Below are 26,842 nucleotides of genomic sequence, written 5' to 3'. Positions count from 1 at the left end.
ACATTAACAGTGAATTATGACAATAAAATGAAGTGGTTACTTTTCCCGCAATGATGGGTACAGCAACAATAAATGCTCTTGAAGTTCTCTTAATTGCAGAGCAATTTCAGCGTAATTGACTGTTGTTGGCTCTACCGATAACGCCGCCATATAAGAAGGATGAGTAGCAAGTTCTTTTATGTGGTAGCACAAAGGATCGTCAAATTCCGGCAGCATTCCTTCATCCAAGAATTTATGTTTAATTTCATGGCTTGGCATACCTGAAAATTGCAAAGCGGTAGAAATCACTGGTGCCAAATAACCTTCACACTGACTAAATGCTGCATTGTGCGTCGATAACAGGACCAACGAAAGTGCAGCTAAATGCTCAGTGTCGCCATGAAGCGATTTATACTCATTTCCAAGTTGCAGCTTCATCATCATGCTGTGCAATTGCTGCTGATAGCTCTGCACTACGAGCATAGGTGCTTCTGAGCTTGTCTCGCTATCCGCTGGTGCTTTGCCGCACGCTGCGAGCAGCAATAAAAGAGGAAACATAAAATAGCGTTTCACACAGTCATCCTTCATTTCAATACCAACCCACTTAATAGAGCGAGTTGGTATAAGGTCGCTTACTCAAAAAATTAGCACAAAAAAATGCCGCTCGATACGAGCGGCATTGTCCTCTGTGAAAACACAAATTAAGGCATAGCGTCTAAGTCTGCGCCTTCTTTTTCCACTTCTACTGGAATAAGGTCTTCCTTACTTACACCCAGTGCTACAGCAACAGAACTTGCTACGTATACTGATGAGTAAGTACCGATGAACACACCAAACAATAACGCAGTAGCAAAGCCATGAATGGTTTGACCGCCCCATACGAACAAGGCTATCAATACCAAAATAGTGGTGATTGACGTTACCAAGGTACGATTCAATGTTTGTGTGAGTGAAATATCGATAATTTCGAGTGTGTCATCAGTGCGTACTTTACGGAAGTTTTCACGAATACGGTCAGATACAACAATAGTATCGTTGAGTGAGTAACCTATTACCGCGAGTATTGCCGCCAAAATGGTTAAATCAAACTCAAGGTTTAACAAAGAGAATAAACCCATTGTCAAAACCACATCGTGGAATAACGCAAATACCGCACCCAATGCAAAACGCCATTCAAAGCGCAATGCAACGTAGAGCAAGATACAAATAAGCGCGGTTAGCATCGCTAAGCCGCCTTGCTCCTTGAGATCTTCACCCACACTTGGGCCAACAAACTCGATACGACGCATTTGTGCATCAGCATCCGCTTGCTTCAGTGCAGTCATTACTTGGTTACCGATTACTTCCGCTTTCACCCCTTCACCTTGAGGAGGAAGGCGCACGAGTACGTCTTTACTCGAACCGAATAACTGTACAGACGCCTCTGCAAAGCCATTTTCAGCAAGTACTTTACGTACAGTGCTCAGCTCTGCTGGTTGTGAAAAACCAACTTCAACGGCTGTACCGCCAGTGAAATCCAAACCAAAGTTAAGACCTTTTACGAAAAACGACGCAACAGAAGCGAGGATCAGCAAAATGGAGAAACCCATTGCTAATTTGCGTGCTTTCATAAATGGCAAAGTGCCTTTTACTTTTAATAATTGCATGCTTGATTGCTCCTAGATCGACAGCTTTTCGATGCGTTTGCCGCCAACGATTAAGTTGATCACGGCACGTGTACCAACAATTGCGGTAAACATCGATGTCAAAATACCAATCGCAAGGGTTACTGCGAAGCCTGCAATTGGACCTGTGCCCACTGCAAACAAGATAATCGCCGCGATAAGTGTGGTGATATTGGCATCAAAAATGGTGCTAAATGCACTGTCGTAACCGAAGTGAATTGCCTGTTGAGGGCTACGGCCATCGGCCAACTCTTCACGGATACGTTCAAAAATCAGCACGTTAGCATCTACTGCCATACCGACGGTCAGTACGATACCGGCAATACCTGGCAAGGTGAGCGCTGCACCTGGGATCATCGACATCACGCCCACAATCATCACAAGGTTAGCTGCAAGTGCAAGGTTCGCAACAAGGCCAAAACCTTTGTAGTAAAGCAACATGAACGCGAGTACAAACGCAAAACCAAGTACAACTGCAGTCATACCGGCTTCAATGTTTTCCTGACCTAGGCTAGGACCAACCGTACGCTCTTCAACGATTTGAATTGGCGCAACAAGCGCACCTGCTCGGAGTAATAGACTGAGATTATGCGCTTCTGCCGGACTATCAAGGCCGGTGATACGGAAACTACGGTTCAGACGAGCCTGAATCGTTGCTACGTTAATCACCTCTTCCACCTTGATCGGAGGCAGAGCTTTACCGTTAGCATCAATCTTACCCGATGGCTTGTACTCAATAAATACCGTTGCCATTGGCTTACCGATAGCACGCTTGGTAAATGCATCCATCTTCGCGCCACCTTTCGAATCAAGTGAAATATTCACCTGTGGACGTTGATATTCATCCATACTCGATTGGGCACCAGTAATGTGGCTACCTTCCAAAATAACGCGTTTTTTCAGTACCACTGGACGACCTGAACGATCGTTAATGACTTCAGAGCCTGGAGGCACACGACCTTGCAAAGCCAGACCTGGATCAGCATCTTGGTCAACTTCGCGGAATTCTAGCGTTGCTGTCGCACCCAAAATTTCTTTCGCACGAGCGGTGTCTTGTACACCTGGCAATTGCACGATGATGCGCTCTGCACCTTGACGCTGTACATTTGGCTCGGCAACACCAATTTGGTTGATACGGTTACGAATGATGGTTTCGTTTTGCTTGATAGCGTAATCACGTAATTCTTTGATACGCAATTCACTCATCGCTACAACAAAGCCTTCTTCGTTGTTACCGTCATCATTGAACAGGTAGTTCGGGTAGCGACCTTGCAAGAATTTCTCTGCCGCTGCTTTGTCAGCGGCATCACGCATAACCACTTGCACTGAATCGGCACCGGCAACGCGACGAATCGTACGATAACGTAGTTTTTCTTCACGTAAATCTGAGCGGAAGTCTTGTTCCATCTGGTTCAGTGCATTGTCCATTGCGGTAACCATGTCCACTTCCATGGTGAAATGCACACCACCACTTAAGTCAAGACCCAGCTTCATTGGGTTACCACCCAGCGCTTTTAGCCATTCAGGCTGAGCCGGCGCCATGTTGATAGCTGAAATGTAATCTTCACTTAAGTTGTCGCGCAAAATATCCTGTGCTTTGAGTTGTTCTTCTACGTTCTTAAAGCGAACTAGGATTTGCCCGTCTTCGAGCTTGCTCGATTTCGATTCAATTTTATTTTCTGTAAGGATGGTATTTACAGTATCAAGTGCGCTTAAGTCTGCGTCTGCACCTTTGGCACCAGTTACCTGAATAGCAGGATCTCGGCCGTAGATGTTAGGGGTAGCATAAAGCACCCCTACCGCTAGCACTAAAAGCACGAGTAAATACTTCCATAACGGATACTTATTTAACACGTATCTTTCCTTTTTATAGTGACTTCATTGTGCCTTTAGGAAGCACTGCAGAAATTGACGCTTTTTGAACCGTCACTTCAGCTTGGTCGTTTAGTGCAATCATCACGAAGTCTTTTTCTTCAGACACCTTGGTGATTTTACCGATGAGACCACCTTGAGTAAGTACCTCATCGCCTTTCGCTAACGCGCTCATTAGGCTCTTGTGCTCTTTTACACGCTTTGCCTGAGGGCGGTAGATAAGGAAGTAAAATACAAGGCCGAAGATAGCTAGCATGATTAGCATCTCGTAACCACCACCAGCTGGTGCAGCACCTGCCGCGCTCGCGTGAGCGTTTGAAATAAATAAACTCATCAGGTTTTCCCCTTCACTAAGTAACTAATAATTTTATTGTCTTAATTTACACGCTAGCCCGCACAAGGCGGGCTAGCAGTTATTCTGTTTCTGCGAGTTCTGGAACTGGCATATTACGGCGAGCATAAAAGTCTGCTACAAACGCGTCAAGCTCTCCAGCAGCAATTGCTTCACGAAGACCTTCCATTAAACGCTGGTAATAGCGTAAGTTATGGATGGTATTCAATCGTGCGCCGAGTATTTCATTACACTTGTCTAAGTGATGAAGGTAAGCTCGAGAGAAATTCGTACAGGTATGGCAATCACACTCGCTATCAAGCGGTGAAGTATCCGTCTTATGCACTGCATTGCGGATTTTCACAACGCCATCAGTGATAAACAAATGGCCATTTCGGGCATTTCGTGTAGGCATCACGCAGTCGAACATATCAATACCACGGCGTACGGCTTCAACGATGTCTTCCGGCTTACCCACACCCATTAGGTAACGTGGCTTTTGCTCCGGCATTTTGTATGCACGATGATCAAGAATATTGATCATGTCTTCTTTTGGCTCACCCACCGATAGACCACCCAGTGCATAACCATCAAAACCGATTTCTTCTAAACCAGCTTGCGACTGTGCGCGTAGCTCAGGATACATGCCACCTTGGATGATTCCGAAAAGTGCCGATGGATTATCGCCATGGCCTTCTTTCGAGCGCTTTGCCCAACGTAGCGAGAGCTCCATTGAGTCCTTCGCTTGTTTCTCAGTCGCTGGGTAAGGCGTACATTCATCGAAAATCATGACGATGTCTGAACCCAAATCGCGTTGCACTTGCATCGCTTTTTCAGGGCTAAGCATGATCTTTTCACCATTCACCGGCGAGCTGAACAACACACCTTCTTCAGATATTTTGCGCATTGCACCTAGGCTGAATACTTGGAAACCGCCTGAATCAGTAAGAATTGGTTTGTCCCAGCCCATGAAATCATGCAAATCACCGTGTTGCTTGATAATTTCTGTACCTGGACGGAGCATCAGGTGAAAGGTGTTACCCAAGCAAATGTGCGCACCTGTGCCTTTCAATTCTTCAGGGGTCATGCCCTTCACGGTACCGTACGTACCTACTGGCATAAATGCAGGTGTTTCAACAACACCACGCTCAAAAATTAAGCGACCGCGGCGAGCTTTACCGTCGGTTGTATCTAGTTCAAACTTCATGTGATCCTCAATCGGTCGGAAAAACAGTCCAACTCTTCAAAACTGTTGCGCTTGAGTACGCAATTTAACCGCCCGATTCTACCTTTTTTGTGCAAGCAATACTATGAATTGGGGCGAATCGAACAAATAAAAGGGGCGACGAGTGAACGACGATTAAGTATCGTCGCAGCGCGAGGAGGTGGAGGCATGGATGCCGGCAGGGTAAATTGCTTACAGCCACGCAGCTGTGACCGTCAAATTCAGGCTTTGTCGGGCCGCCGACGCCGGCTTAGAGGAAATGCTTGCCCATTTCCTCTAAGAACTCCTAGGGCAACCGTGATTCGCTAATGCTTACGAACCCAGATTTTTGTTAAACGCTTCGTTTAGCTTTCAACACGGTTTAACGAGGTATCCTACCTCGGTAAACCTAGCTCGATATCCCTATCTCACTGTTTCTAGCACACTCCGCAACAAAAGCTGATTTCTACAGCGCGAATCCTAACGGGGCGATCGATACCTGCTGGTGCCTGTGTAAAACTGATTAATGGCCTATAAAGGCACCTGCAAAAATCGCAATAGCCAGCACGAGACTGGCCACAAAAAACCGACACAGCTCTAGTCGGTTTGCTTAGTCAAAAACATCGCATCACCGTAACTAAAGAAACGATAACGCTGTGCTATCGCCTCGTGATACGCATCCATGATGTGCTTTTGCCCTGAGAATGCGCTGACTAACATGATTAATGTTGATTCTGGTAGATGGAAGTTAGTGATCATGGCATCGACCACATTGAACTTGTAACCCGGGAAAATGAAGATATCCGTGTCACCGAAGTAACTTTTCAAGGTGCCACCGCCGATTTTAGCAGCCGACTCAAGGGAGCGCACCGACGTTGTACCTACAGCGATCACACGGCCACCGCGTGCTTTTGCAGCTTGCACTGCAGCAACAACATCTTCGGGTACTTCAATGTATTCCGAATGCATGTGGTGATCTTCAACGCTGTCCACACGCACAGGCTGGAATGTACCCGCCCCCACATGCAAAGTAACAAATGCCATGTCGACGTTTTTATCTCTTAAACCTTGCATCAATGCTTCATCGAAATGCAGACCGGCCGTAGGTGCTGCAACAGCACCAGGCTTTTCGCCGTATACAGTTTGATAACGTTGCTTATCCTCGTCGTTGTCAGGGCGGTCAATGTAAGGCGGTAATGGCATGTGCCCTATTTCTTCTAGAGTCTCTAACACTGACGCATCACCTTGAAGCACCAATTCAAATAACTCACCATGGCGTCCAACCATTTCCATCTCGGCTTTGCCTTCGAGAATAAGCATAGTACCCGGTTTGGGTGATTTGCTTGAGCGCACGTGAGCGAGAACACGTTTGTTGTCTAGTACTCGCTCAACCAACACTTCCACCTTGCCGCCTGAGGCTTTTTGCCCGTGCATACGCGCAGGGATCACCTTAGTGTTATTGAAGATCAACAGAATCGCCCGGTTCAATGAAATCAATAATGTCCTTAAAGATATGATGTGACGTCGCCCCAGAATTTCCATCGACTTTTAAAAGGCGACTTTCACTTCGCTCTTTTTGAGGGAAGCGGGCTATTAACTCTTCAGGCAAATCAAAACTAAAATCGGCCACGCGCATATCAGACTCTCCGGGTGCTTAAAATCGCGCCAAGTCTAGTGATTACCTAGTATGAAATCAAGCGTCTGAACTTGTCTGTCCCTTCAATTCACTATAACCTACAGTTCTAAAAACAAATTCAGAACTTCAGGTAGTAAATATGGCAATGCCGCTGAGTTTAATGATAGTCAACGCCAGTGCTGCAGAGCGCGCTTTAATAAAGCGAACACTGGGACGCTTGGAAATATTTGACGTCATTGAGCTAAGTGATTCTCAACAAGCACTTAGCATACTCAAAGAGCGACCTGTCAATCTAGTGATCACAGGGTTAGACGTTGGCCAAATCGATGGCTGGCGTTTTTCTCGTATGATCCGCTCAGGCTTACTGAAAACACCAAAACACACACCTATCGTTTTGACGCCACCGTTTTATTGCGAGCGAATTGCAGAAACCACCGCGCGGAGTTATGGCATAGATGCCGTCGTGCCAATTGAGCGCCAAGATCTGTTACCACAAATTTTGGCCAATGTACTTTCTACACAATTGGAAAAATCCAGCCGCTTAAGCTTGCTATTACTCGAAGGCGACAATGAAAAAGCACAGCAAATGAGCAATGCATTAGCGCTTAACTTTGCAGTGCAAATTTGTAACAGCGCCTCAGAAGCTCTAAGTACCTATTTGCAAGGGCACTTTGCTATTGTTTTGCTTGATGCCAGTATCGCCAACGCCGAAAGTGCTAATACACTGGTACAAAACATCTTAGCGCACAATGCTAGTCAAGCAATTGTGACTATCATTGACAGCCAAGACGCTGATTATGCAGAACAATTATTACTCAGTGGGGTAACGGACTTCATCCGCCGCCCATACGATGATGCCCTGCTCATGAAGGTGTGCGATCATGCTGCTCGCCGCGAAGACTTTATTGCCAGTTACAGCGAGTTTGAAAAGAAAGTAGCGCAACTGAGCCAAAGCCAATCTAAATACAAGGAGCTGTACTCCGCGCACCAACGTATCTTGATGCACCTAAACACAGTAGTCATGGAGCTTGATGGTCATGGAAAAATTCGCTTTATAAACCCTGCATGGGAAAGCAATACAGGATTTCGTCTCAAACAAAGTATCGGTCAATCACTCATTGATTATTGCTATGAGGAACACAAACAACGACTTAGCGCTACGCTTCAAGCTATTAGTCAAACTCAAGCGAAACGTAAGAAAATTGAAATTCAGTTATGGACCAAAGACAAGCAACTAGTCTGGTTCGAGTGCCGATTACAGCACGTCAGTGATACCAGTAACGGCGATGTTATTACTGTTTCAATCGACAATATTGAAGAGCGTAAACAGGCAGAGCTCAAACTTCAGCATCTTGCGCTTCATGACACCCTAACAGGACTATACAACCGTTACTGTTTCGATTCACAACTAAGCTCCTTGTGCAGCGGCACACAAAATCAAGATGAGCATGCGCTTATCTACATCGACCTCGATCATTTTAAAATCATCAATGACAGTAAAGGGCACCAAGAGGGCGACACAGTCCTCAAAGAGGTCGCAGAATTGTTCTTACAACATATCGAAGAACAGCATATGATTTTTAGAATTGGGGGAGATGAGTTTGCCATGCTCTTGCAAGATACCTCCTTGCTTGATGCCCATATTATCGCCGAATCAATATGTATGGCCATTGATAGTCACCAGTTCCACTGCCAAGAACAAGTCTATTCAATCAGCTGCTCAATCGGTGTTACGCAAATATCGGTAAAAAATAAAGACGCAAGTGAGTGCTTAAAGCAAGCCGATATCGCCTTATATATCGCCAAAAGCCAAGGGCGAAACTTGGTCCATTGCTATGATGCAAGAGACTCACAAAGTAATGCAATGCAGTCTGGATTAGAGTGGGGTCACAGCGTGCGTTCTGCGTTACAGCAAAATCACATTGAATTGCACTATCAAGCGGTGTGGGATATTAAACGCTCACGCATCGCTTACTATGAAGCGCTACTGCGCTTGAAAATTAACGATGAACTTGTTTATCCCAATCATTTCATCCCCGCATTAGAAATGCTTAACGATAGTTATCTAATGGACCAGTGTGTGGTGCGTCAATCCATTGAGGATTTAAGCACACATCCTGAAATTCAACGCATCGCCATAAACTTGTCAGCTCAATCCCTGCTCGACGACCGTTTATTACCACATATCAAAGACATGCTGCAGACGTATCAAGTCGATCCAAAGCGGGTTATTTTTGAGATTACCGAAAGCGCGAGTGTCGGTAACTTAGAAGCGACGCGAGAGATGATATTAGCACTCAACGAACTAGGCTGTGATTTTTCGATTGATGATTTCGGCACAGGTTTTAGCACCTTTGACTACTTGAAACGCCTCCCTGCACAGCATGTGAAGATTGACGGCTCATTTGTGCGCGACATGCAACGTGACCCAATTGATTATGCGCTGGTTAAAGCTATCAATGATATCGCCAAGTCACTTTCGAAGGGCTCAGTTGCAGAATACGTTGAAAATAAAGAAATTTATCATCTTCTTAAAGAAATAGGTGTTGATTACGCACAGGGTTATTACATAGCCAAACCCGCTCCTTTATACGCCTTAGAAAATAATCAAAAAATAATCGCTGCAAAAACATCAGACTAACAATCGTCTCGCGTTTTTTTTCAACGATACCTCTCGCCTTAATTTCAGTTAGCTATACTTGAAGCTTCTTGGTGCGCTATGAAAAACACCGAAGGTAATCGGTAATACCAATTAGCTTAATTAAGTAATCTATTCTGAGGCAATAAAACTGCGTTGATAACAAGGCTAAAATTTCGATATTTAGTTGTTCTAAAAGAGAAATTTTTAACACAGGTAGCAACGAGTTTAATCCATCAAAATGATTAAGGAGTTTTGCTAGTTGGTATAATACTAATAACGACCCACAAAGGAATGTACACAACCAGTAATGGTGAGGACGCCGATTCGCTAGCTACACGTTAGCGAGGAGGTAAACAGTAAATCTGCGGGCTACATCGTTTTGTATATCCCCCAGAGTAAAGGATATAGGTATGATTTTTTTAGTAACTCTGCTTCTGTGCGTAAACGTTTTTATTGCTTATCAATGCTATGCTCATGCCAAACAAAAAGGCTACCCCGAGCGTTTATATTTAGGACTGGGTTTGGTCCCCTACTTTAACCTAGTCATTTGGGTGTATTTGCTCTTTCTCCCGACGATGGAGAAGTATCAAGCAGGAACAAAAACCCCCCTCTAGATTTACACCCAGAGAGGGGAACATTACTAAGTTGGTTAGTTGCTTAGAGCGAGTATTGTTGCGCGCTGTTTAACAACTTTTGGTAGTCCATTTTGCCACTCACACAACGATTAATATCAGCCTTTTTAAAGACGGCCATATGCTTTGCGCGAGATTGGGAAAATTCAATGTTCACATATTCATCGTCTTTGATGTCACGCATACCTACACCATAATCACACAGACTTCTGGCAACGCTGGTTAATGCTGATTTTAACTGTTCCTGCTGCTTTTCCTGCTGCTTTTCTTTTTGCTTTAGTCGTTCAGCTTTGACTCTTTTTACCAACACTTTATTTTTGGCACTTAGGGCATCTTTTTGCTCTTTGACCTTCACTATTTCACGCTCAACTTGAGTTAACTGCTCAGATAGCTCTTTGGTTTCATTACTTAATTTTGTTTGAACTTCAATCTCGCGTTGTTCACGATTCAATTCACGCAGTCTAAATGCTAACTCCCTTTGCTGCTCGGCTTGCTCCCGCATCTGCTCAGATTGTTCGCGAATTCCCTCGAGTGAGATAATAATTTCCTCATGCTCACCACCTTCTATATCGCCATTAATAAATTCCACATGGCCGTCACTCATCGTCATTGAATCTGCTGTAATGACGACCTCTGGTGGTAAAGGAGGCAACGGAACATCTGCAATTTCAGAAACAAAGACAAAATGGTTATCCAAACGAACTCGATACAGTACTCCTTGCTGTGCAAGGTAAGTACTGGATATCTGCACTGAGTTGAGCGATAGGTCTTGTTTCAGAGCTGTGCTCAGAATATTTTCTACAATGCTGATTTGGCGATTGACCGATTCAAACTCTGAAGCTTGAGCCGAATTTGTGAGTGAAAACACACCCAGTGCCATGGCACTTGCTAAAACGTAATTTTTCATCATTTACTCTCTACATTATAAGCCGTGCTGTACGGCGGCTGCTGTTCAATTTGTTCTGCAATATCATTAAGTTGCAATCGTAGGTAAGCATTATCTTCAGCCCGTTGAGTATTGATGTAATCAACCAATGTTGACAACGCATCTTGACGTTCGCTGCGGGCGATATCGACTGTTTGCGTAGCCACATCAGCCAACGCCTGTTGCTGCCATTGTGATTGCGCAAAAAGCGCGTCACTGAGCTGTTGCATTTGCTGTTGTTGTACTTCAATAGACTGTTGTTGCTGTTTAATCTGCGCGACAAGTTGCTCATTCGTCTCCATGACTTTGGCTCCTCCAAAGACCATTACTACGGCCATCACACTGGCTGCGAGCCAGGGTACGAAAGCAGTGGATGATGACGAAGATGTAAATAATCGTTGTGCTTGCCACTGCGCTGGCACTTCTTGTTCTTCAAACTGTGCTGCGCTTTGTTGCCAGTGTTTTGCTTGGTCTAGCATCTGCGCAAAAATAGGATCTTGATTAAGCTCTTCCCATTGCGCTTCGGTTAACGGCTCACCTTCTAATGCGCGCTCGAATAGAGCTTCTAGATACGGTTGATCAGCCATCGCTCACCTCCAATTGCGGCTTTAAGCGACCTAAAGCGGCATATAAACGGGTTTTCACAGTGTTGGGAGACACATCCAACTGCTGGGCAATTTCTTCAAATGTACAGTGCTGAAAAAACTTCATTTCGACGACTACTCTTTGCTCAAAGGGTAACTTCGCTAGATGCTCAACAACTTGCTGATTCTGCTGTGCCTGCATCAGCGGGCGCTCCATGTGCAAAACATTGCTGCTTGGCTCTGCCACCGAATCCATACTCTGATGCTCTCGATGGCGACGAAAGTGCTCTGCGGCTTTGTTATAAGCAATACGAAAAAGCCACGTGTGCAACTGACTTCGGCCATCGAATTTATTCAAACCTTGATACGCACTGATTAAGGTTTCTTGCATCACATCTAAGGCATCATCCGGATGGCGCAATAACCTCAGGCATTGGTTATATAGGCGCTTCTCATGCTGCCTGACGAGCGCCAACCAAGCCTTATTACTACCGCTTTGCGCTTTTCTTATGAGCCGTTCTTCAGTATTAAAAATCACGTTGTTGTGCAATCTTGTTATCGTGTTATTAGGTTAGTTGCATTGTCAGAATAAAAAGTTTGAATAATTTTAACTAAAATACAAAAAAAGCGGCCAATGCCGCTTTAGTTCAATATTTTCATCGTGTTATAAAGTACACTTATTCACTGCCTACTGTACAACACGTACGCAAAAATTCGCCCACTTTATCGCTAAAGAGCCTGAAATCACCAATTCGTCCTGTGGTTTTACGCCACACCAAACCAACATCACGGTGTGCATCAGAATCAGAGCTTTTGGCAACCAGTGGCTTGGTATCCAATATGCCAGCGTTTATAGCCATTTGCGGTAAGAAGGTCACGCCGAGCTTGTACTCCACCATAGAAAGCAGAGTATGTAAGTTTGCCGCTTCAAATGGATTTATACAGCTAGCTCGTTCTAAGTTGCAGGCGCTGAGAGCATGCCCCGTCATACAATGCTCGCGCTCCAGCAAGAACACGCTGTTCTCTGGCAATTCGTTGTAATCAACATGCTCATCGATTTGATAGTCTTTGTGATGAACTAGGTAGAATTTATCTTTAGCAAGAATTTGCGTATGGAAGCGGCTGGTTTCATAAGGTAACGCCAGTAGCGCGATATCGATGTGACCATGCTCCAACTTATCAAGCAGATTGTCGCTGGTGTCTTCAACCAAGACTAAGTTAAGGTCTTTAAATGTTGCCTTACTAAAACAATGCAATGGCGCTGCAACAAAGCTCGCAATAGTTGGAATAATACCGATAGTGAGCGTGCCACTCAATGGATGCAGGTGACTACGAGTAAGTTCTTTCACACTCATCGTATCATCAATTATTTTCTTGGCTTTAGTTACTACTTCTTCGCCAATGGCGGTAAACATCAAGCTGCGATTTTCACGCTCAATTAGTTGTACACCCAAGTTTTCTTCAAGATTTTGAATCGCACTGCTGAGAGTGGATTGACCTATGTAACAGGCGGCCGCAGCGCGGCCAAAATGCTGATGCTGGTGCACGGCAAGAAGATACTGTAGCTGCTTAATACTGGGAAGGTTTGTCATATTTATGCCCACAAATAAAAAGACCCCAACACCTAGGGCGTTGAGATCTTTTCAAGCTAAAAGACTGTTTTAGTCGTGGTAGGCGTATGACGCCTACACTTTATACGCCAAATGCTGTTCGTAATATGTAGAAGATTACAATAGCAAGTGCAGCACCAACAGGCAACGTAATTACCCAAGAAACAACAATATTTCTAATTACGCTCATGTTCAATGCCGCGATACCGCGTGCCATACCTACACCCAATACTGCGCCAACCAAGGTTTGCGTAGTAGAGATAGGAAGACCAGTACCTGAGGCGATAACCACAGTAGACGCAGCTGCAAGCTCAGCAGCGAAGCCGCGACTTGGTGTTAGGTGAGTGATACCTTCACCAATCGTCTTGATTACTTTCTTACCCAGAACGGCAAGACCCACAACGATACCGATACCACCAAGTGGTAAGATCCACCAAGCAAGCGCTGCTTTCTTTGCGATTTCACCGTTGTTTTCAACGATATTTACAACCGCTGCTAGTGGGCCGATTGCGTTAGCGACGTCGTTTGAACCGTGTGCGAATGCCATACAACATGCAGTCAATACCATCAAGACAGCGAATACTTTTTCAACATTGTTGAATTGCATTTTCTTATCCGCTTTCGGGTCCATCTTCATACGTTGAATGACGATTTTACCAATGATAGCAATTACTACAGCGATACCAATTGAAAGCGCGTAGCCTTCAACAGCACCCAAGTTAACACCGATGTGCTTTAAGCCTTTTTTGATAGTCACAAGTGACATAACAAAACCAGCAAGACCCATGTATAAAGGTACAAAACGCTTCGCATTTTCAAGTGGTTTATCGGTATCAAAAATCAGCTTTTGCGCGCTCATAAAGATGAGGTAAGCAATGAAACCAGAGATTGCCGGGGTAACAATCCAGCTACCAACAATGCCCGCGACCTTAGCCCATTGAATTGCTTCACTGCCCACTGCTACTAGTGCAAAACCAATGATTGCACCAATGATTGAGTGAGTCGTAGAAACGGGCCAGCCTAGGAAAGAGGCAATCAATAACCACGTACCCGCAGCAAATAGCGCTGCAATCATACCTAAGACCATTAACTCAGGAATATCAGCGAATGGGGCGGCATCAATAATACCTTTACGGATCGTTGATGTTACTTCACCGCCAGCCAAATAGGCGCCAGCAAATTCGAAAATCATCGCAATGATGATTGCTTGTTTGATCGTTAGAGCTTTAGAGCCCACAGAAGTACCCATAGCATTGGCTACATCGTTTGCACCGATACCATAAGCCATGAAGAAACCTACCGCTGCGGCTACAAGCACTAACACGGTACCGTAGGACGAAATAATATCCATCAGAAAAACCTTATTGTTTTAACTTTGTGTGATTTAACACTGAGCTGCTCATTGTGTTAAATCCTGGCAATGTTAACGGGCTAGCAAGACTTCTAAACGAGCACCTACTCGTTCAGCGATATCTGCTAAATCACCCACCCATTCGATGATCTTATATAAGAACATCACGTCAACGGGGTTCATTGTGTCTTCGATGCGACGTAATTCCTGACGCAATTTAATTTGCATGTCGTCCGTGTCTTGCTCGATAGCATCTAGTTCCACTAGCATTTTTTCAACAAGTGTTACTTCACGACCACGGAAGCCAGTTTCTAACAACTCGTCTAGTTCATTGATAGCTTTTGATGCTTGTTTAGTTGCATCCACACAACGAGATAAGTACTGCAAGAAGTCTTTTTGAATTGATTCTGGAATAATAATTTCACGACCAACAACGCGTCCAGCGATGTCTTTTGCTTTATTAGCAATCTTATCTTGATGAGTGATCAGCTCGAGTAGATCGGTACGCTCAACAGGCAAGAACAATCCACGCGGCAGATTTAAACGAATTTCACGTTTTAAATCATCGGCTTCACGTTCTAGTGAGCGAATTTTAAGGCGTAACTCTTCCGCTTCATGCCATTGTTTTTCGAACACGTGCTCAAAAAACGGGATAAGCATGGCGCTGGCTTTGTGTACCTTCTTGATATGATCTTCGATTGGTTTAATAGGTGATTTTGCAAAAACCCCTAAAAACGCATTACTAGGCATAACTGACCCTTTGAATCTTAGTTTGCAATAAAATCGTCATAAATTAGTCATAGAAGTGCCCTACTATTACTTCTAGAATCACGACTAGTTTTAAATTTATTTTCGATTTATATCGTATATGCTTCGGGCGTAATTTTACCCCATTAATCGCCCAAACGCATGAATTTTCATGCTCAATTCATCATTGTTTTGCCAACTCAAAAACACTGAAAAAAACAAGCATAAAAAAGGGCAAAAGTCCTTTCTGCCCACTTTATTGATAAACCTAATTAAAGGGTCTTCGCAATGGTCTCTTGTGAGACATGGCGAATGTCTTTACCTTTAACAAAGTAAATCACATATTCTGAAATGTTCTGGCAGCGATCGCCGATACGTTCGAGTGAACGCACAGACCAGATGAGCTCCATCACACGCGGAATTGAGCGCGGGTCTTCCATCATGTACGTCATGATTTGACGCGTTAGCGCTTCATATTCACGGTCTACTTTTTCATCCGCTTTGTGCACTTCGAACGCCTTCTGTGCGTCCATACGCGCAAATGCATCGAGTACATCGTGCAGCATTTTAGCGACTAAGCGACCCATGTTTTCCATGTTCGCGAGCAAGCCTTGCTGATCTTTCGTGAACGAGTCGAGTGCCACTTTAGCAATCCGCTCAGCTTCGTCACCAATGCGCTCTAGGTCAGCTATCGTCTTAGCGATAGCTACTACCAAACGTAAATCACTTGCAGCTGGTTGACGCTTGGCGATAATGCGTGTGCACTCTTCATCAATATTGACTTCCATCGCATTCACACGGTAATCGTTTTCTTTTACCTTCTTTGCAAGTTCGCTGTCGCCTTTAGCAACAGCATCAAGTGCACTGTTTAGTTGCTGCTCAACTAAACCACCCATGCTCAACACATGGTTTCGCACATTTTCGAGCTCTTCGTTGAACTTACCAGAAATGTGCTTATTGATATTGTGTTCCATAATGCCCTTCTTAATTCTTACCCATTAATGATAGCAAGCATCACATATTAACCATAACGACCAGTGATATAGTCTTCGGTTTTCTTTTTTACTCGGCGTGGTGAATAGCGTGTTTGTATCTGCATACTCAATCAATTCACCCATGTACATAAACGCTGTTTGGTCTGATACACGAGCGGCCTGTTGCATGTTGTGCGTAACGATCACAACCGTATATTTGTCTTTTAAATCACTGATTAGCTCTTCGATTACCAATGTCGAAATTGGATCGAGTGCCGAAGTTGGTTCATCAAGAAGCAATACTTCTGGCTCAATAGCAATCGAGCGCGCGATAACAAGACGCTGCTGCTGACCACCTGAAAGGCCGAACGCGCTGTCGTGAAGACGGTCTTTTACTTCGTCCCACAACGCTGCACCACGCAATGATTTTTCAACCACTTCATCAAGCTTACGCTTTTCTTTTATACCTTGAAGGCGCAGACCGTAGACCACATTCTCATAAATAGATTTAGGGAATGGGTTTGGACGCTGGAATACCATACCAACGTTGCGACGTAGCGCGGCTACATCTACGCGCTTGTCATAGATGTTTTCACCATGCAGCAATATCTCACCTTCGATACGACACGTATCCACTAAGTCGTTCATACGGTTGATACAACGTAAAAGCGTTGATTTACCACAACCTGATGGGCCGATGAATGCAGTTACCTGACCTTTCGGGATATCCATGCTTACATTAGTCAATGCTTGCTTGTCACCGTAGTAAAGATCGAGGTTTTTAATTTGTAATGCAGTTTGCTCTGGCGTCAGATTTTCTAAATCCAACTTTAGCGCGTTGTCTGCGTTAACTTCTGTTGCAACTGTAATCATAACGTTTTTTACCTATCTCAAATCTTTACATTAGTTGTCTAGCGCGCGGAACTTCTCACGCAAGTGGTTACGAATACCAATCGCGGTGATGTTCAGAGCAATAATCACTGTTACCAGTAAGAATGCTGTTGCGTATACCAGTGGGCGCGCAGCTTCTACGTTCGGGCTTTGGAAGCCTACATCATAAATATGGAAACCTAAGTGCATAAATTTACGGTCTAAATGCACGTATGGGAAGTTGCCATCAAGCGGAAGTGTTGGCGCCATTTTTACCACACCTACTAGCATCAGTGGTGCTACCTCGCCTGCCGCACGGGCAACAGCCAAGATGAGACCGGTCATAATCGCGGGGCTCGCCATTGGCACAACAATACGCCATAAAGTTTCTGCTTTGGTCGCGCCCAAAGCGAGTGAACCTTGACGCACTTGGCTTGGAATACGTGATAACCCCTCTTCCGTTGATACGATAACAACAGGTAGCGTCAAAATTGCCAGTGTTAATGCTGACCAAATAACACCCGGCGTACCAAATACTGGACTAGGTGACGCTTCAGGGTAAAACAATTGGTCAATACTGCCACCAAGCATGTACACGAAGAAACCAAGACCGAAGACACCGTAAACGATTGATGGTACACCTGCTAAGTTGATTACCGCGATGCGGATCATCTTAGTCACGGCATTTTTCGCCGCATACTCATGCAGGTAAATTGCTGCAACCACACCAAATGGAGTCACAATTACCGCCATCAACATAACCATAAATACGGTACCAAAAATCGCAGGGAACACACCACCTTCGGTGTTTGCTTCACGCGGGTCATCAGATAAGAATTTACCTAACTGACCAAAATAGTGGCCGACTTTAGCGAAAAAGCCCATGTTGTTCGGCTGCCAAAAATCAAGCACTTGATACAGCGGTAATGTTACCAGCTCACCACGCATGTCTTTTACAACCACTTGGTCACGTTTCGCTTCATCACGCAGTTGGAAAAGTGTTTTCTCTAGCTCTTTGTATTGCTCACGCAATGCTTTACGCTCAGTTTCAAGCTCAGCAACACGCTCATGTGTTAGTTCTTCATCAAGCTCATACGCACGTTCTTTTAAACGTAAACGCTCTAACTCATAGTTAATGTGGCCAATGTCACCGTTTTGTAGGTCCAATGCACGATCATTCAGATCCACAGCACGCTCAACTAGTTCCTCGAGTTTAGTGATTTTGTCGCCTTGAACTTCTTTGCCGTTCTCGATGACTTTTTCAATATAGCCGTAGAAGTTACCGTTTTTAGAGCGTTCAAACACAGCTAAATTTTCAGGTGTTGATTGACTTTGAATGTCTGTTTCTAGAATCCAACGAAAATCCAGGTCAACATACTCACGGTTACCTGTTTTTACCAAGAAACGTGTGACTTCTTCACCTTGGAAATCACCTAAGTCGATGCCCGATTGACGGATTCGACTCGCAGGCACCACTTCACGGTCATATATTTCACCAATAACTGTTTGCTTAGGTTGTGAACCTTCAACGTGAAATTCATGTACTTCTGACGGCCAGAAGAAACCCAAACCACGCCATGCAATTAATGCCAACAAACCAATAACTGAAATCAAACTGATGCTTACCGCACCACCGGTCATCCAAATCCAAGGAGAACCAGACTTAAACCATTGTCTTATCATGTCGTTTCTCCCTTAATTACAGTGAGCTGTACTTTTCACGCAGGCGCTGACGAACAAATTCAGCAAGCGTGTTAAAGACGAAAGTGAAAATAAACAGCACAAATGCAGCTAGGAATAGAATACGGTAATGCGAACTACCTACTTCTGATTCTGGCATCTCTACAGCAATGTTGGCAGCGAGCGTACGCATACCTTGGAAAATACTCCAATCCATAATTGGCGTGTTACCCGTAGCCATAAGCACGATCATGGTTTCGCCCACAGCACGACCTAACCCCATCATTATCGCAGAGAAAATACCTGGGCTCGCAGTTAGTAGTACTACACGCACAAGTGTTTGCCATTGCGTTGCACCTAAGGCAAGTGAACCATTTGAGAGGTGTTTAGGCACACTGAATACAGCGTCTTCTGCAATTGAGAAAATGGTTGGGATAACCGCAAAACCCATTGCGATACCCACAACTAAAGAGTTACGTTGGTCAAAGGTCATACCCAATTCGTTGGTGATGTACTGACGCACGTTACCACCAAACAGCCACAGCTCGATTGAGCCGCTCATGGCAAATGACAACCAACCAATGAACAACACAACAGGAATAAGGATCACAGAGTGGGCGCCTTCAGGAATACGATGACGAATATGCTCAGGTAGCTTGTTCCAGCCAAATGCCGTCAATAAGATAGCAATAGGCAATAGCACTAACAGCGCAATAATGGCTGGCAAATTCTCTTCAATCAAAGGTGCTAGCCACAAACCAGCAAGGAAGCCTAGAATCACCGTTGGTAATGCTTCCATAATTTCAACCGTTGGCTTCACCACTTTACGCAGCTCGCTCGACATAAAGTACGCTGTGTAAATAGCTGCCGATAATGCAATTGGAACCGCGAACAGCATCGCGTATAGCGCCGCTTTTAACGTACCGAATGAGATTGGCACGAGCGAGAATTTAGACTCGAAGTCATCGCTTGCCGAAGTAGACTGCCAGATATAATCTGGCTCAGGATAGCCTTCGTACCATACTTCTTGCCACAAGCCAGACCACGTTACTTCAGGGTGCTCATTTTCAATTTCGACAACGCTCACTTTATTATCAGCAAGGATTAATGCTGCATTTGCACGCGGTGCCACTGCAAAGTTCTTAATTGGGCCATCCGACACTTTACCATGCCAAAGCTCTGCTTCACTGGTGGTGTAGTACACACCTAACTCACCGCTCGCATCAGTCGTAAAGAATGTACGGCGATAGAACTCAGAATAGATGTTGATAGATTTTTGTTTTGAGGTTTCAAATGCGCGAATTTTCTTAAAGGCTTTACCTTCATCGGTATTCACCTCAAACCACTGCGATACTTCGCCGTTGTCGTTTGCAAGCATTAAAGAGTTTGCGCCAGCAAGCAATTGCGCTGAGATAATGTTGGCATTTTCTTCATTCGCAGCAAGAACTTGAGTCAGTTCAATTTCATCAATATAACGCGTGTCGAAGATATATACTTGGTTTGCAGAGCGAACGAAAACGCGACTTGCATCCGGTGTAATGAGCAACTCATCAATTCGACCATCGATTTCTAGCTCTGATTGCTCAGCAACCCACTCTACTTCTCCAGTCATGAAGTTTTCTTCGCCAACATATGCACTGAAAACAACACGCTTGTCAGCAGTAAGGGCAACAACCGCTAGCTTTTCTTCGCTTTGCGCAAACGCAAAACGCTTAATCGCTTCACCTTCACCGTCTACCACTAAAGGCGCTTCACCTAGTGGATAATTCAATACCGGTGTTAATTTGCGTTGGTTATTAGGGAAGGTGACGCGGAAGCTAGGTTTTACAACCACCACCTCACCGTTGTCCAAACCATAGGCATACAAGCCTTGATGCGGAGCACTGTTAGCGAAGCTGGTTACTGATGCTGGTAGCTCAGCATGCAACTCAGCGATTTGCGTCCCGAAACCTTGCTTTTGGATGTTGTAAAAATCAACGGTGCCGTTGCGTTCAAGCATATAAGCAATTTCAGTTTGCTCTTCGAGACCGAGACCTACGACGTCTTTCGTTGCGACACTAAAATTATCGCGCTCTTGAATATGAGCAGACTCAAAAATAGGTTGTACTACGTAGAGGAGATAGAAAAATATAAGCAACAACGCCACAAGTACCATTACCCCACCAGAGGTGATACTGAACTGCGCTATTTTGTCTTTAAACAGACGGCTTCTATCCGTGCTAAATGACAGGTTTTGCGGATTTGAAGTCATCAACTTACCCTTAAATCTTTACGATGCGCGGATTATATTTCATCAAAATGACAGTTTTGTTACACAACCCTCAAACAGATACTAAAATACGGCAAACTTCAGTAAATAAAGGTAAAAAACACAATCAAAGATTGGTTGTTGCGAAGAATTGGACAAACCCAGAAAAGGGGTCAATACTTGCTTGTGTTAGACACTCGAAATTACCAAATCCTTATAAATTTTGTTAATTAACATTGCCTTAACGAGTTTTCTGATATTTTTGTATTACTTTTTGAACACGTATTCAACTCACAATAATAAAGAAATCTTATCTTATGCAGCAGTTAGTATTAACCGTCCTTGGCAAAGACCGCCCGGGTCTACTTGAAGACCTTTCCTCAGTTATCCTTAATCATCACGGTAATTGGTTGGCCAGCAACCTCTCACATTTGGCTGGTAAGTTTGCGGGGATCGTTCAAGTTGAAGTAGCTGAAGAACACTTAAGAGAGCTTCAGAATGCTCTAAATGACTTGGTTCAACTGGAAATCCGTGTTGAATCGGGTGAAATTATTCAGGACGAAGCGCCTCAGCAAATCAACTTAGTCATTACTGGAAATGACCGCCCTGGTATTGTCCAAGAACTTGCTTCAGTCATTCGCCACAAAGGCGCGAATATCACTCACTTAACGTCAAAGCAACAAAGCGCACCGAACTGGGGAGTTCCTCTGTTCAGTGCAGTTGCGACTGTTTCACTGCCTCCAGGTATGAACCGAGATGCGGTTATTGAGGCCCTTGAATCAATCACTCCCGACGTGATTGTTGATGTAGAAAGTTAGTGATAACAGATGATTGAAAGGTGGCGCAGGTACGGAACGTGTCATCTTTCGGTCATATATTAGTAATAAATTAGCGTACTTAGCCAAGCTGTTTATATAAGTACGTTATGAACTTTGAACAAATCGCTATGCAATCCACCAGCTATTACCCTAAAGAACTCAGTTGGCTTTCGTTCAACGAGCGTGTATTGCAAGAAGCCAAAGACAAAAACAATCCCATCATTGAGCGTATTCGCTTTCTAGGTATTTTTTCTAATAACCTCGATGAGTTTTTCCAGGTGCGTGTTGCTGATGTAAAACGCCGTATCTTACTTAACAAATTACCTGACACTGACTTCGAAGAAGACGAAGCCTTAATGCAGCTAATTCAGGAAAAAGTACTCAAACTAGGGCACGATTTTAACGTTGCTTATGAAGATATCTTAAAGGGCCTAAACGAGCATAATATTCATATTGAGCGCCCGGATAACCTCAGTGAAAACCACCAGCAGTGGCTTGGTGAATATTTTAAAACTGAGATAGTCGAACACTTATCCCCCATCTTACTTAACCAAAATAAAAATTACGCAGAGAACATCAACGACACAATGACGTATTTGTTCGTGGAAATGCGTGAAGAAAAAAACAACTATGCCTTACTAGAGGTCCCCACCAATCGGATACCGCGTTTCATCCAGCTCCCAGCCGAAAGAACGAGACGACATAAGACCATCGTATTGCTCGATGACATCATTCATTTTTATCTTGCAGACGTGTTCGCGAACTTCTTTAAATTCGAGAAACTGCGTGGCTATTCAATCAAACTTACGCGCGATGCCGAGTACAATCTCGATGATGAGATTGAAGAAAGCCTATTAGACAAAATGTCAAAAGGGCTTAAACAGCGTTTGCGTTCTGAGCCAGTGCGCCTCGTTTACGACAACACCATGCCAGCTGACATGCTTAAAGTGTTGCGTAAACGCATGGGCATTAACCGTTTTGACGCACTGATTCCAGCGGGGCGCTACCGTAACTTCAGGGACTTTTTATCGTTTCCTAATGTTGGCCGCAGATATTTGGAGAATAAACCTCTTCCAGCTATCCGTTCGCATAGTTTCGATAGCTGCAGCAGCGTATTTGATGCCATTTCAAACGACGACATTCTGCTGTACTACCCCTATCACACCTTTAATCACTTTTTGAACTATGTGCGCCAAGCTTCTTTCGATCCTGACGTGCTGCATATCAAAGTGAATATTTATCGTGTCGCCAGCCATTCACGTCTGATTGGTTCACTTATTAATGCCGCCAAAAATGGTAAAAAAGTCACCGTCATGGTTGAGCTCAAAGCCCGTTTTGATGAGCAAAATAACATTCAATGGGCTAAATCATTGGATGAAGCAGGCATCAAGGTAATCTTTGGAATTCCTTCGTTAAAAGTGCACTCAAAACTGTGTGTTATTCACCGCAGAGAACAAGGACAAATTGTGTCCTACGCCCACATAGGCACGGGTAATTTTCACGAAAAAACGGCCAAGATATACACCGACTTCAGTCTCTTCACCAAAGACCCAGCACTGTGTGAAGAATGTGACAACGTTTTTAAATTCATCGAGCATAGCTACAAGCCCTTTACATTCAACCACTTAATGGTGTCACCTATTAATGCTCGCGCCCGTATATATGAGCTTATTGAGCAACAATGCCAGCTGAAAAAACATGGTAATATTTTAATTAAAATCAACAATTTAGTTGACAAGGAATTAATCGACAAGCTCTATGAAGCATCGCAACAAGGTGTGAAAATTCGCATGATCATCCGAGGCATGTGTTCACTGGTGCCGGGTATTAAAGGATTGAGTGACAACATAAAAATTATCAGTATTGTTGACCGTTTCTTAGAGCATCCTCGTGTGATGGTGTTCGGTAAAGGCGATGACACTAAAGTGTTTATATCGTCAGCCGATTGGATGACGCGCAACCTCGATCACCGAGTAGAGGTCGGCACACCCATCTACAGTCCGAGATTGAAACAAGTCATTTTGGAGATCCTCGAGCTGCAATGGCGTGACAGAACTAAAGCACGTATTATCGATACCGAACAAAAAAATAACTACGTGCGACGCGGTAATAAGAAAAAGAATCCGTTCACAAATCGCCATACATGACTTTTTAAAGAAATGGGAAGCCAGCCTTGCAAACCAATGATGTAACCACTTATGCCGCCGTCGATTTAGGCTCGAATAGTTTTCACTTATTACTTGCTCGCGAAGTCGATGGTCGTTTTGAGGTGTTACACAAAGAAAAGCAACGCGTCTATTTGGCTGCTGGATTGGATGCTAAAAATCATCTCGACGATGATGCCATAGAGCGGGCCGTGCATGTTCTGCGTCAGTTTGCAGTAACACTCGCTGATTTTCCGCCGTCCAACGTTAAGGTGGTGGCCACCTATACACTGCGCAGAGCACGTAACATAAAACGCTTTATGCAGCGTGCTCGTGCGGTATTTCCGTTTCACATCGATATCATTTCCGGACAAGAAGAAGCACGATTAATTTACCAAGGTGTGGCACAGCACGTTCACCACGATGAACAGCGCTTAGTCATCGATATTGGTGGCGGTAGCACTGAGCTAGTCATTGGCGAGCATCATCAGCACCGCGCATTAAGTAGCCGCAATATGGGTTGCGTGAGCTTTTCTCAGCAGTTTTTTAAAGACGGTAAAATCACTCAAAAGCGCTTTAACCGTGCCATTGTGCGCGCAGAGCAAGAGTTAGAATCAATTTCCAATACCTTTAGCCAGTTAGGGTGGCAACATGTGTTAGCAACCTCAGGCACGGCAAAAACGCTATGTGCAATTTGCCACGAGGGTGACCTAAACAATCCACTCACATTAGAGTGCTTACACAAACTCATGAAAACAGCGTGTGACGCTGGGCACATTGAAGCACTTCCGTTCACAGAACTACCATTGGAGCGGCGTGCAACATTCTGCGGCGGTTTGGCCATTCTCATTGCTATTATGCAAAACTTCGCGATTGAGGAGCTGCAATATTGTGATTACTCGCTACGCGAAGGGTTACTGCATGAGCTACAAGAGAAGCTGACAGCGAAAGATATTCGCCAGAGCACAATTGAAAACTTAAGCCAGCGTTACGTCGTGGATACCCAACATGCTGCAAACATTTGCACCACATTGGAGTGGTTATATCCGCAATTAAAAGAGGCGTGGCATCTCGACGACCCTGAGTTGATTTCAAGCTTAATGTGGGCTGCGCAACTTCATGAAGTCGGTTTAAGTATTAATTCATCAGGACTTCACAAGCACAGCGCCTACATTATTGCGAATACGCAACTGCCAGGTTTTACCCAAGAACAACAGCACCTGCTCGTAATGTTAATTCGTTTTCATCGCAAAAAAGTGAAGCTGAGGGAAATGCCCGAGTTTATTGAATTACCCTCGGGTGTATTATATCGCTTGATTGCTCTGTTTCGACTCGCGGCATTGTTAAATCGCAAACGCCAAGGGGCGACCAGCACCCCTTTCAACTTGGCAGTAAAAGCAAACAGTTTGCACCTGTCTTTCAAAGGCCGGTGGTTGAAAGAGAACTCTTTATTTGCTGCGGACTTAGACGCCGAGCAAGAGCAGTGGAAAAAGCTCGGCTTGACATTAAAGGTGTCGTAATTAGTAAAAACTAGTGTTGAGGTGCTTGTTCTGTTGGCCCGTCTATTGGCTTTAAGAACATGCTAATAATGATAGACATTAGACAGTAGGCTAGAAACAACCAAAAACCTTCGTGCAGGTATGCATTCATAATGACTAACTGGCCAAAGTGACCATCGGCATTGCCACCCAAAAATGCGATAATTAGAGCCAGCACAAATACATCCGCCATACTCCACTTACTCATGGCCCCACTCAAACGACTCAATGGCGGCGAAATCCGCGCACTTGGCAATAACAAGACGACAAACTGCATCAAAGATTTACACACGGGTACAACAACCGAAAACATTGCAACCAAAACCGCGACTAAACGATTATCGTGCTCAAATAATTCGATGACAGTCCCCCAGATGCTTCGGGTTTTGCCATAGGCATCAATGTGGCCCTCTAGCTTATCTAACCCAAGCATTTGTGACAGTGAATAGAGCATTTGCCGGCTGTTACTCTGGGCATCTTCTGTGATGGCTTCAACCGCAGTATTGGCCAGTTCTGATTTAGCGATTTTTGCTTCCAAAGTCAGCGCGGGTTGGGTCACTGCATATGTGAGTAGGACAAGTGAGGAAATGAGTAAAGATAAAAGAATAGTACGGCGCACAATGATTCTCCCTGAAGGCTTTCCCAAGAGAGTACTGCGTCACTCTTCACTAAGCAATCGCATCATTTCATCACAATACGTTCGTGCGTGATTTAAGGAACGATACAGCACTTGTACATCGCTGGCAGGACGGATGGTCTGCAGTATCTCTTCAGCTAATTGCCACTGACATAACTCACTCGCATACGCCACACCCAAAGCTTGCCCAAGCATGCCATTGGCATCCAAAAGCGCACTACGTAGATCACCGCTTAATGAGAATTCCTGAGCCAAAGTTTCAATGGGCACATCAAGCACAGCATCCAATACTGAGAGCAAACCTAATAAGTAGCCCTGCTCGACCATTTGCTTGCCCGCAGGTGCGATGAGATTTGCAATTAATTGCGCTCGCATCAAGCCCAACTTTGTCAATTCTGTGGGTTTGTCTGTTCCGAGCTCTCCGAGCGCTAGAATCCGAATAAAGCGCCTGATCGCGTCTTCTCCTAGATACGTAACAGCCTGCTCAAGCGAGCAAATGGTTATCGGCGACGTTTTCGCACTATTCGCCATTTTTAGTACGCGGGCCGTCAAAGACACATCCAACCCTAAGTATTTGCTGATTTCTTTAAAATCAAGTTCCGGGTGCAATGTCTCAGCCAATAACTTTAAAATTGATTGGCGTGCTGGGCTGATGTTTTTAAATTCCAGCATCAAAGGCACAGAGAAAAAATACCCTTGCAAGAAATCAGCGCCTGCCGCAATGACTTGCTGCACTTGTGAATGTGTTTCCACCCGT

At 44.5% G+C, this 26,842-nt stretch carries 20 protein-coding genes and 3 pseudogenes; 5 read left to right on the top strand and 18 right to left on the bottom strand.

Annotation, left to right across the window (positions count from 1 at the left end; translation table 11 throughout):
- Window positions 1-36: 36 nt before the first annotated feature.
- The 6 genes and pseudogenes from ACH19P_RS04090 to queA all read right to left on the bottom strand — a co-directional run bounded on the left by ACH19P_RS04090 (window position 37) and on the right by queA (window position 6,686).
- The gene (locus ACH19P_RS04090) at window positions 37-552 is read right to left on the bottom strand and encodes a hypothetical protein (protein WP_462157222.1); all 516 of its coding nucleotides are present in this window, start codon (window positions 550-552) and stop codon (window positions 37-39) included.
- Between the two features lie 128 nt (window positions 553-680).
- On the bottom strand, window positions 681-1,625 hold the full coding sequence (gene secF, locus ACH19P_RS04085) for a protein translocase subunit SecF (RefSeq protein WP_462157221.1): 945 nt from the start codon (window positions 1,623-1,625) through the stop codon (window positions 681-683).
- A gap of 12 nt (window positions 1,626-1,637) precedes the next feature.
- Complete coding sequence (gene secD / locus ACH19P_RS04080) at window positions 1,638-3,497, bottom strand: protein translocase subunit SecD (RefSeq protein ID WP_462157220.1); 1,860 nt, start codon at window positions 3,495-3,497, stop codon at window positions 1,638-1,640.
- A 13-nt stretch (window positions 3,498-3,510) separates the two neighbouring features.
- The gene (yajC, locus tag ACH19P_RS04075) at window positions 3,511-3,849 is read right to left on the bottom strand and encodes a preprotein translocase subunit YajC (protein ID WP_462157219.1); all 339 of its coding nucleotides are present in this window, start codon (window positions 3,847-3,849) and stop codon (window positions 3,511-3,513) included.
- 79 nt (window positions 3,850-3,928) lie between these two features.
- Window positions 3,929-5,053: a tRNA guanosine(34) transglycosylase Tgt gene (tgt, locus tag ACH19P_RS04070; protein WP_462157218.1), complete on the bottom strand. Its 1,125-nt coding sequence runs from the start codon at window positions 5,051-5,053 to the stop codon at window positions 3,929-3,931.
- Window positions 5,054-5,647: 594 nt separating this feature from the next.
- Window positions 5,648-6,686: pseudogene (gene queA / locus ACH19P_RS04065) on the bottom strand (tRNA preQ1(34) S-adenosylmethionine ribosyltransferase-isomerase QueA).
- A gap of 139 nt (window positions 6,687-6,825) precedes the next feature.
- Here queA and ACH19P_RS04060 point away from each other — a divergent pair.
- Window positions 6,826-9,327: a two-component system response regulator gene (locus ACH19P_RS04060; protein WP_462157217.1), complete on the top strand. Its 2,502-nt coding sequence runs from the start codon at window positions 6,826-6,828 to the stop codon at window positions 9,325-9,327.
- Window positions 9,328-9,737: 410 nt separating this feature from the next.
- Window positions 9,738-9,941, top strand: coding sequence for a hypothetical protein (locus ACH19P_RS04055; protein WP_462157216.1), 204 nt, complete (start codon window positions 9,738-9,740; stop codon window positions 9,939-9,941).
- Between the two features lie 43 nt (window positions 9,942-9,984).
- On the opposite strand, the gene ACH19P_RS04050 is transcribed toward ACH19P_RS04055, so the two are convergent.
- From ACH19P_RS04050 to ACH19P_RS04005, 10 genes and pseudogenes are all read right to left on the bottom strand, one after another.
- Window positions 9,985-10,869, bottom strand: coding sequence for a hypothetical protein (locus tag ACH19P_RS04050; protein WP_462157215.1), 885 nt, complete (start codon window positions 10,867-10,869; stop codon window positions 9,985-9,987).
- Window positions 10,866-11,471, bottom strand: a complete 606-nt coding sequence (locus ACH19P_RS04045) for a hypothetical protein (protein ID WP_462157214.1) — start codon at window positions 11,469-11,471, stop codon at window positions 10,866-10,868. The genes ACH19P_RS04050 and ACH19P_RS04045 overlap by 4 nt, the downstream gene beginning before the upstream one ends.
- Window positions 11,464-12,006 carry an RNA polymerase sigma factor gene (locus ACH19P_RS04040; RefSeq protein WP_462157213.1) on the bottom strand — a complete coding sequence of 181 codons (543 nt, stop codon included), beginning with the start codon at window positions 12,004-12,006 and terminating at the stop codon, window positions 11,464-11,466. The genes ACH19P_RS04045 and ACH19P_RS04040 overlap by 8 nt, the downstream gene beginning before the upstream one ends.
- A gap of 139 nt (window positions 12,007-12,145) precedes the next feature.
- Window positions 12,146-13,060 (bottom strand): hydrogen peroxide-inducible genes activator, encoded by a 915-nt coding sequence (locus ACH19P_RS04035; RefSeq protein ID WP_462157212.1) that lies wholly within the window; start codon window positions 13,058-13,060, stop codon window positions 12,146-12,148.
- 100 nt (window positions 13,061-13,160) lie between these two features.
- Window positions 13,161-14,429, bottom strand: a complete 1,269-nt coding sequence (locus ACH19P_RS04030) for an inorganic phosphate transporter (RefSeq protein WP_462157211.1) — start codon at window positions 14,427-14,429, stop codon at window positions 13,161-13,163.
- A gap of 72 nt (window positions 14,430-14,501) precedes the next feature.
- A complete protein-coding gene (locus ACH19P_RS04025; RefSeq protein WP_462157210.1) occupies window positions 14,502-15,179 on the bottom strand; it encodes a TIGR00153 family protein in 678 nt (225 codons plus the stop codon).
- 269 nt (window positions 15,180-15,448) lie between these two features.
- The gene (gene phoU / locus ACH19P_RS04020) at window positions 15,449-16,150 is read right to left on the bottom strand and encodes a phosphate signaling complex protein PhoU (RefSeq protein ID WP_462157209.1); all 702 of its coding nucleotides are present in this window, start codon (window positions 16,148-16,150) and stop codon (window positions 15,449-15,451) included.
- A 47-nt stretch (window positions 16,151-16,197) separates the two neighbouring features.
- Window positions 16,198-17,023: pseudogene (gene pstB / locus ACH19P_RS04015) on the bottom strand (phosphate ABC transporter ATP-binding protein PstB).
- 30 nt (window positions 17,024-17,053) lie between these two features.
- Window positions 17,054-18,703: a phosphate ABC transporter permease PstA gene (gene pstA, locus ACH19P_RS04010; protein ID WP_462157207.1), complete on the bottom strand. Its 1,650-nt coding sequence runs from the start codon at window positions 18,701-18,703 to the stop codon at window positions 17,054-17,056.
- A 16-nt stretch (window positions 18,704-18,719) separates the two neighbouring features.
- Window positions 18,720-20,951, bottom strand: a complete 2,232-nt coding sequence (locus ACH19P_RS04005) for an ABC transporter permease subunit (protein ID WP_462157206.1) — start codon at window positions 20,949-20,951, stop codon at window positions 18,720-18,722.
- A 314-nt stretch (window positions 20,952-21,265) separates the two neighbouring features.
- Between ACH19P_RS04005 and ACH19P_RS04000 the strand changes: the two genes are divergently transcribed.
- The 3 genes and pseudogenes from ACH19P_RS04000 to ACH19P_RS03990 all read left to right on the top strand — a co-directional run bounded on the left by ACH19P_RS04000 (window position 21,266) and on the right by ACH19P_RS03990 (window position 25,430).
- Window positions 21,266-21,766 (top strand): glycine cleavage system transcriptional repressor, encoded by a 501-nt coding sequence (locus ACH19P_RS04000; RefSeq protein ID WP_462157204.1) that lies wholly within the window; start codon window positions 21,266-21,268, stop codon window positions 21,764-21,766.
- A 107-nt stretch (window positions 21,767-21,873) separates the two neighbouring features.
- Window positions 21,874-23,953 (top strand): annotated as a pseudogene (ppk1, locus tag ACH19P_RS03995) (polyphosphate kinase 1).
- The gene (locus ACH19P_RS03990; RefSeq protein ID WP_462157203.1) at window positions 23,940-25,430 is read left to right on the top strand and encodes a Ppx/GppA phosphatase family protein; all 1,491 of its coding nucleotides are present in this window, start codon (window positions 23,940-23,942) and stop codon (window positions 25,428-25,430) included. The pseudogene ppk1 and the gene ACH19P_RS03990 overlap by 14 nt, the downstream one beginning before the upstream one ends.
- Window positions 25,431-25,440: 10 nt before the next feature.
- Here ACH19P_RS03990 and ACH19P_RS03985 read toward each other — a convergent pair whose 3' ends face one another.
- Both ACH19P_RS03985 and ACH19P_RS03980 read right to left on the bottom strand, forming a co-directional pair.
- Window positions 25,441-26,067: a paraquat-inducible protein A gene (locus ACH19P_RS03985; protein WP_462157202.1), complete on the bottom strand. Its 627-nt coding sequence runs from the start codon at window positions 26,065-26,067 to the stop codon at window positions 25,441-25,443.
- Between the two features lie 39 nt (window positions 26,068-26,106).
- The gene (locus ACH19P_RS03980) at window positions 26,107-26,838 is read right to left on the bottom strand and encodes an EAL and HDOD domain-containing protein (RefSeq protein WP_462157201.1); all 732 of its coding nucleotides are present in this window, start codon (window positions 26,836-26,838) and stop codon (window positions 26,107-26,109) included.
- Window positions 26,839-26,842: the final 4 nt, after the last annotated feature.

This window comes from Pseudoalteromonas sp. GB56 (assembly GCF_054923835.1).
This window is presented reverse-complemented; position numbering and strand designations above follow the sequence as displayed.

Excerpts from the sequence above, each read along its gene's own strand:
- ACH19P_RS04030 (WP_462157211.1), bottom strand. The coding sequence starts at position 14,429 with ATGGATATTATTTCGTCCTACGGTACCGTGTTAGTGCTTGTAGCCGCA.
- ACH19P_RS04050 (WP_462157215.1), bottom strand. The coding sequence starts at position 10,869 with ATGATGAAAAATTACGTTTTAGCAAGTGCCATGGCACTGGGTGTGTTT.
- pstA (WP_462157207.1), bottom strand. The coding sequence starts at position 18,703 with ATGATAAGACAATGGTTTAAGTCTGGTTCTCCTTGGATTTGGATGACC.
- ACH19P_RS04055 (WP_462157216.1), top strand. The coding sequence starts at position 9,738 with ATGATTTTTTTAGTAACTCTGCTTCTGTGCGTAAACGTTTTTATTGCT.
- ACH19P_RS04035 (WP_462157212.1), bottom strand. The coding sequence starts at position 13,060 with ATGACAAACCTTCCCAGTATTAAGCAGCTACAGTATCTTCTTGCCGTG.
- ACH19P_RS04060 (WP_462157217.1), top strand. The coding sequence starts at position 6,826 with ATGGCAATGCCGCTGAGTTTAATGATAGTCAACGCCAGTGCTGCAGAG.
- ACH19P_RS04045 (WP_462157214.1), bottom strand. The coding sequence starts at position 11,471 with ATGGCTGATCAACCGTATCTAGAAGCTCTATTCGAGCGCGCATTAGAA.
- tgt (WP_462157218.1), bottom strand. The coding sequence starts at position 5,053 with ATGAAGTTTGAACTAGATACAACCGACGGTAAAGCTCGCCGCGGTCGC.
- yajC (WP_462157219.1), bottom strand. The coding sequence starts at position 3,849 with ATGAGTTTATTTATTTCAAACGCTCACGCGAGCGCGGCAGGTGCTGCA.
- ACH19P_RS04025 (WP_462157210.1), bottom strand. The coding sequence starts at position 15,179 with ATGCCTAGTAATGCGTTTTTAGGGGTTTTTGCAAAATCACCTATTAAA.
- secF (WP_462157221.1), bottom strand. The coding sequence starts at position 1,625 with ATGCAATTATTAAAAGTAAAAGGCACTTTGCCATTTATGAAAGCACGC.
- ACH19P_RS04000 (WP_462157204.1), top strand. The coding sequence starts at position 21,266 with ATGCAGCAGTTAGTATTAACCGTCCTTGGCAAAGACCGCCCGGGTCTA.
- ACH19P_RS04005 (WP_462157206.1), bottom strand. The coding sequence starts at position 20,951 with ATGACTTCAAATCCGCAAAACCTGTCATTTAGCACGGATAGAAGCCGT.
- phoU (WP_462157209.1), bottom strand. The coding sequence starts at position 16,150 with ATGGAACACAATATCAATAAGCACATTTCTGGTAAGTTCAACGAAGAG.